The organism is Protofrankia sp. CiP1_Cm_nod4 (genome assembly GCF_982290645.1).
This window is the reverse complement of the sequence record NZ_CEVIVC010000210.1, coordinates 1-5,925: the sequence shown is the minus strand read 5'-3', so window position 1 is coordinate 5,925 and position 5,925 is coordinate 1. Positions and strand designations below refer to the sequence as shown.

The 5,925-nt window shown below is 72.0% G+C and carries 4 protein-coding genes; 1 reads left to right on the top strand and 3 read right to left on the bottom strand.

Translation table 11 applies throughout. The annotated features are described in order from the left end of the window. The coding region (locus AC5LSR_RS22850) for a GGDEF domain-containing protein (protein WP_493468993.1) at nucleotides 1-1,546 on the top strand (1,546 nt) is incomplete at its 5' end. A 430-nt stretch (nucleotides 1,547-1,976) separates the two neighbouring features. Here the strand turns inward: AC5LSR_RS22850 and AC5LSR_RS22845 are convergent. The 3 genes from AC5LSR_RS22845 to AC5LSR_RS22835 all read right to left on the bottom strand — a co-directional run bounded on the left by AC5LSR_RS22845 (nucleotide 1,977) and on the right by AC5LSR_RS22835 (nucleotide 5,170). Next, nucleotides 1,977-2,804 (bottom strand): bifunctional 5,10-methylenetetrahydrofolate dehydrogenase/5,10-methenyltetrahydrofolate cyclohydrolase, encoded by an 828-nt coding sequence (locus AC5LSR_RS22845; RefSeq protein WP_250280441.1) that lies wholly within the window; start codon nucleotides 2,802-2,804, stop codon nucleotides 1,977-1,979. Further along, nucleotides 2,801-3,424 (bottom strand): cyclodeaminase/cyclohydrolase family protein, encoded by a 624-nt coding sequence (locus AC5LSR_RS22840; RefSeq protein WP_445548384.1) that lies wholly within the window; start codon nucleotides 3,422-3,424, stop codon nucleotides 2,801-2,803. The genes AC5LSR_RS22845 and AC5LSR_RS22840 overlap by 4 nt, the downstream gene beginning before the upstream one ends. 243 nt (nucleotides 3,425-3,667) lie before the next feature. Next, nucleotides 3,668-5,170, bottom strand: a complete 1,503-nt coding sequence (locus AC5LSR_RS22835) for a class I adenylate-forming enzyme family protein (RefSeq protein WP_493468992.1) — start codon at nucleotides 5,168-5,170, stop codon at nucleotides 3,668-3,670. Nucleotides 5,171-5,925 lie beyond the last annotated feature (755 nt).

Here is a 5,925-nt window from a genome sequence, read left to right as displayed (position 1 = left end):
CTCCCAGCCAGCGCCCCAGCCGTCCTCCCGGCCACCATCCCAGCCGCCGTCGCCTCGGCCGGCCCGCTCGTCCCGGCCGTTCCCGCCATCCCAGCCACTGGCACCCGGGCTGTCCCGGCCGTCGCAGCCGCCCCAGCGGCCGTCCCAGGAGCGGCGGTTCCGGGGATTCGTGCGGCGGTTCTGGCGGCGTGGGGGAAAGGCCGCCCGGCAGGCCGGTGAACGGCTGGTCGAGTGGGTGTCGCATTTTGTGCTGTGGAGTCTGCCGCCACGGCTTGTCCGTTATCTCGTCGCCGTCGACGTACTGTGTCTGGTAGTTGTCCTTGTCGGCCTGTTCGGGCTTTCCTTCAGGTTTGCCGACCTGTTCACGTTCGGGGCGTTCGTTCTGCTCGGCCGGCTGGCCATGGAAACGTCCCGGCATCTCGGTGTGCCCGGTCTCCGGAAGGACGAGCCGCACCGGGACCTGCTGTCGAACTGGACCCTGCCGGTCACACTTCTTCTCCCACCGCTGTACGCCGCCGTCCTGCACATACCCCTGCACTGCCTTTTCCGTTCCCGCGGCCAGCCGGCCGCGCAGCCCAGGTACCGGCAGGTCTTCAACGCGGCGGCGCTGGGCGTGTCGGGTTTCTGCGCGGCCGGCGTGCACCGGGCGCTCGCCCCGCCCCAGGGGCCGTACCGGATCGACACCCTGGTGGGCTCGTCCGGACGTATCGGCGCGCTGTTCGTGGCGGTGTTCACCTACACGGTGCTCAACCGTGTCCTGCTGCGCGGCATGCTGTGGTGCGCGCATCCGAGATCGGCGCAGCCGGCCCGCCGCCCGTTCGCCGGCGGCAGGCGGGAGACGTTCGCCGTCGACGCCGCCGAGATGTGTTCCGCCATCGGCCTGGCCGTGCTGTGGACCGCGCATCCCCTGCTCATGCTCACCGCGACACCGCCCGCGCTGCTGCTGCAACGCAGCCTGCTGCACGCCGAACTGCTCCAGGCGGCCCGCACCGACGCCAAGACCCGGCTGGCCAACCCGGCCTACTGGCGTGAGACGGTGGAGAAGGAGGTGGCGCGAATCCGGCGCTCGGGCCGTCCGATGTCCGTGCTCATCGTGGACATCGACCATTTCAAGAAGGTCAACGACCAGTTCGGCCATCTTGCCGGCGACGCCGTTCTCATGTGTGTCGCGGACGCGCTGCGCGCCGCCACCCGGCCTCGTGACCTCGTCGGCCGGTTCGGCGGCGAAGAATTCGTGATCATGCTGTGTGACACCGACCTCGACGGCGCCGCCCGGGCCGCCGACCGGATCCGCCGCCAGGTGGCCGAGATGCGCTGCCGGGCGGACAGCCACGCCGCCGGCGTGGTCTGCGTGTCCGTGACCGTCTCGGTCGGGGTGGCCACCGCCACCGGCGCGGACGTGGAGCTGGCCGCCCTGCTGGAGACGGCGGACGCGGCGCTCTACCGGGCCAAGGCCGACGGCCGCAACCGCGTCCGGCTGGCCGCCGGCCTCACCTCCCAGACCGCGCGTGAAGAAGCCGCTTGGTCTGCTCCCCATCGTGCGTGACTTCCTGGCTCGTCTGGACGTGGCCGGGATCGTGGGCCGGCTCTGCCCGATCCACGAGGACGCGATGATCACCCATGGTCAGGTCGTGGCCGCGCTGACCGCGCCCGGCGCGATCGTGCACGTCGAGGACTGGGCCCGGGCGTGGGCATGGGCGTCACAGGCACGGCGCGTGCTGAACATTCTCACTGATTTCACTGAGACGCCTGACGAGTGCTTTTTCTGCCTCTGGGAAGGAACTGCGGGTGTCATCCTGTCGGCAGCCCAGCGAAAAGGCCCGCTGGTAACCGTTCCGCACCGCCGATATGTCCTTTTTACCGGTCCCCTCAGGGACTACATCGACGCCGCCGATGGACCAGCGGTTTGTCCCGGTCTTCCTTCCGGGCCTTTCTGGGTCGCGCCCCTGACAGCTCGCGGTCGAGTCCGGGTGGGCTTACCCGGTGGCTGCGGTGGTGGTGTTGCGCAGCAGCAGCATCGTGGTCACCGGCCCGACCCCGCCCGGGACCGGGGTGAGAGCGCCCGCCACGGACGCGACCGCGTCGGCGTCCACGTCGCCGACCAGACCGGCCTCGGTGACGTTCGTCCCCACGTCGATGACGACGGCACCCGGCCGGATGAACCCCTTGCCGATCATCTTGGGACGGCCGACGGCGGCCACCACGACATCGGCCTCGTGCACGACCGAGAGCAGGTCTGCCGTACGGGAGTGGCAGATCGTCACCGTGGCGTCCTCGGCCAGCAGCAGCAGGGACGCGGGCTTGCCGACCACCGGGCTGCGCCCGATGACCACCGCGCGGACACCGGCGAGCTTGACGTCACCGCGGTGCAGGATCTCCAGCACCGCGGCGGCGGTGGCCGGCGCGAAACACGGCAGGCCCAGGGCCAGCCGGCCCAGGCTCAGCGGGTTCATCCCGTCGACGTCCTTGTGCGGCGGGATACGGCTGCCGACGTCCTGCGCGGACAGGCCCGGGGGCAGCGGGGTCTGCACCATCAGGCCGTGCACCTCGTCGTCGGCGGCCAGCCGGTCGACCGTGGCGACGAGCTCGGCGGCGTCCCCGGACAGCTCGTGGACGACGCAGTGGACCCCCACCTTCGCCGCGCCACGTTCGATCACCCTGACGTAGGACCGGGCCGCCGGGTCGGTGCCCGGCAGGACCACGGCCAGCGTCGGCACCCGGCCGGCCTCGCGCAGCCGTTCCACCTCGTCGACGACGCCCCGGCCGATCTCCGCGGCCATGGCCCGTCCGTCCAGCAGCTTCATGATCCGATCCGTTCCCCGACGGCGCGCACGATGCCGTCCGCCGTAGCCACAGAGGTCAGATGGCCGGCGAGGGCGGCCGTGGCACGCTCGCGCGCGGCCGTGTCCGTCATCGCCGCCGTGTTCACCCGTACGTTGATCGCCGCGCTGTCCAGCGCGGCGCGTGCGCTGGCGGCGGCCACCCCGACATCGCTGAGGACGTTGACGTTCGCGCCGTCGATGATCGACGTGCACAGCCCGACCACGGCCGCCGCGACCGCCGCGGTGTGCAGCGGCACCTCGGCCGCGGTGACCAGCGCGGCCTGGATCGCCTGGCTGCGGGCGGCCCGTTCCTCGCCGGTGCCCTTCGGCAGCTTGTACGCGTCGCTGACCGCGGCGAACGCGCGGGCGTCGGCGCCGGCCAGCGCCAGCGCCTCGGCGCGGGCCTTGTCGGCGTCGAGCCGGGCGGAGAGCATCGTCGCCTCGTGCTCGGCGTACCGGGGCTTGCCGATCGTGAGATTGCAGACCATGCTCACCAGCGCCGCGCCGAGGGCGGCCTGCAGCGCCGCGGCCGCGCCACCACCCGGCGCGGGCGCGGGGGAGGCCAGCTCGGCGAGGAACCCCGCCATTGTCTCGTCGTCCACGGCACCCTCTCCCACCTGCTGACTCTGCCTGTCCGCCGGCCGCGTGTCATCACGACGTCGCACATCCGGTGAACTTCCCACGGCCGGCCGCACTGCACCGTAGCAAGCCCGCTGCTTGTCGGCCCAACAGCCACAGCCTTCCACCCCTACCGCCCCACGGGCCCTACCGGCTCCCTCCCGCGCCTGATCCTTGCGGGTACTTCGGGGGGAGGGGAGAGGCTTCGGGGAGGGGAGAGGATGGAGTCATGCGGCGGCTGAGCCGGGGAGCCGGGCCGTGCCGGGCAGCTGCCGGAGCGGGCCGTTGCGGCCGCCGGGGAGGTCGGTGACGATCTCTATGCTGGTTGGCCGCTTGAAGGTGGCGAGGCCGGCCTCGCAGCGCTCCACGAGCTCGGCCACGAGCAGGGGATCGGGGCCGTTCGCCGGGACGACCAGCGCGACGGGCACCTCGCCGAGCACGGCGTCCGGCCGGCCCACCACCACCGCGCGGCGCACCCGCGGGTCGGCGAGCAGGACCTCCTCGACCTCACGGGGGGAGACCTTCTCACCACCACGGTTGATCATGCCGTCGCCGCGGCCGGTGAGGTAGAGGTAGCCGTCGGTGTCCGTGAAGCCGGTGTCGCCGGTGTCCAGCCAGCCGTCCGGGGTGAAGCTGTCAGCGCCGGCCGGGCCGGCGTAGGCGCGGATGACCCCGGGGCCGCGGATCTGCACCCGCCCGGCCTCCTGCGGCGGGCACGGCATCGCCTCGTCGTCGACGACACGCACCTCGCTGCCCACCGGCAGGCCCACCGAGCCGGGCTTGCCGGCCCCCCGCGGGGGGTTCGCCGTGATCAGGCCGCCGGCCTCGGCCATACCGTAGGTTTCCAGCACCGGGACGCCGGTGGCCTCCTCGAACGCCTGTAACACGGGGACAGGCAGGGGAGCGGAGGCGGACCGGACGAACCGGACCCGGCAGTCGCGGGCCTGGGCGGCACGCGGATCCATGGCCAGCAGGGCCACGACCGACGGGACCCCGTTGATCCAGGTCACCTGGTGATTTCTGATCATCGTCCAGAATCCGCGGCGGCGGAACCGGCGGTCGAGGACGAGGGTGCCTCCGCCGCACAGGGTGGCGAGCAGCCCGGTCACCTGCGCGTTGACGTGGATCAAGGGGAGCGGGTTGTAGCCGGTGTCCGTCCGGGTCAGCTGGTGGTGGCGCGCGGCGGCAGCGGCCACGTGTGCGAGCTGCCCGCCGTCGAGGAAGATCTCCCTGATCGCTCCGGCCGTCGACGAGTCCGTCGAACTCGTCAGCAGGACGCCGCCGGACAGCCGGCAGCGTGCGCCACCGTGGCCGGCGGCACTGGGGGATGACGTGACGGTGTGCCCGGTGGTCAGCCGTGGGCTGAGCTGGCGGAGGGCGCAGGTGGGGGGCAACGGCCGGTCGGTGACCACGAGATCGGGGCGGGTCCGCGCCAGCGCCCGTTCCAGTTCCGCGGGCGGGGCGTCGGGATCCAGGGGGACCGCGTGCCTGCCGCTCACCAGGACGGCGAGGAAGACCACGGCGAAGTCCAGGGGATCCGACACGAGGATCGCGATCCGCCCCCGCGGCCGCGGGCCGTGCGCGTCCAGATCGGTCTGCCAGCGCTGAACGAGGGCAGCCATTTCGCCGTAGGTGACCGAGCGGTTGCCGCGAGCCTCCCTGAGGTACACCTGCCCCGGTTGTTCCCTGCCGCGTACACCCAGCCACCCGGTCACGGATGTCACTTTCACCACCACCTTCGCCGGCTTCCGTGTAAATACGCCTCACCCGGTGCCGGAGGATTTCTGACCACGTTCCCGATACCTCTCTCCGCAAAACACCCCAGACCGCTATATCAGTTTCCGGCGGGCTGATGTGACGTTACCCGGGGTGTTGCTGGTCACATATGGACCGGGGGAGAAACGGCGGCTTCCGTGTGTCACCCGGTAATAAGCCCCCTGAGCCGAACGCCCTGTCCCGCAGGTGTTCCCGCCGGACGCGACAGTGGTCCCGCCCCTGTGGCGGGATGAGCATATCCCGCCGGGAGCGGGCCACCGTGGCCGCTTGCGCACACCCGTCGTCCGCCTGGTTGTCGTCTGCCGCCCGGCGCCGTCCGGAGTACGGCCCGCCCGTCACGACGGATGACAGCGGATGACGGATGACGGCGGGCGAACAATCCCGCATCTCCGCCGTCAAATGCCGCCCTGGCCGTCGCTCCGGTGCCGAATAGCCGGCTTCGGGCCGCGCTGGTCCGGGGGAGGGTGTTTCCAAGACATTGTTCCGCGGACGCGCCCGCGGGAAACAGGTCCACAGGGCCCGGGTGGCCCAATCCGTTCGCGGCGGCCGACCGGCGTTGTGGCCGGGTGCCAGGCCTCGCGAGGGATGTTCCTGGTGTGTCGAGTGTGTGCCTGGTGCGCCGAGCGACGGACAGCGACGGGCACGGCAGAACGGATGCGGCAGGGGCGCGGCGGGCCGGCGGGGATCATGAGGCGGACGGCCGGTGGGG

What these genes read in the sequence shown, in the direction of transcription:
- AC5LSR_RS22845 (WP_250280441.1), bottom strand. Translation starts at nt 2,804, where the DNA reads ATGAAGCTGCTGGACGGACGGGCCATGGCCGCGGAGATCGGCCGGGGC.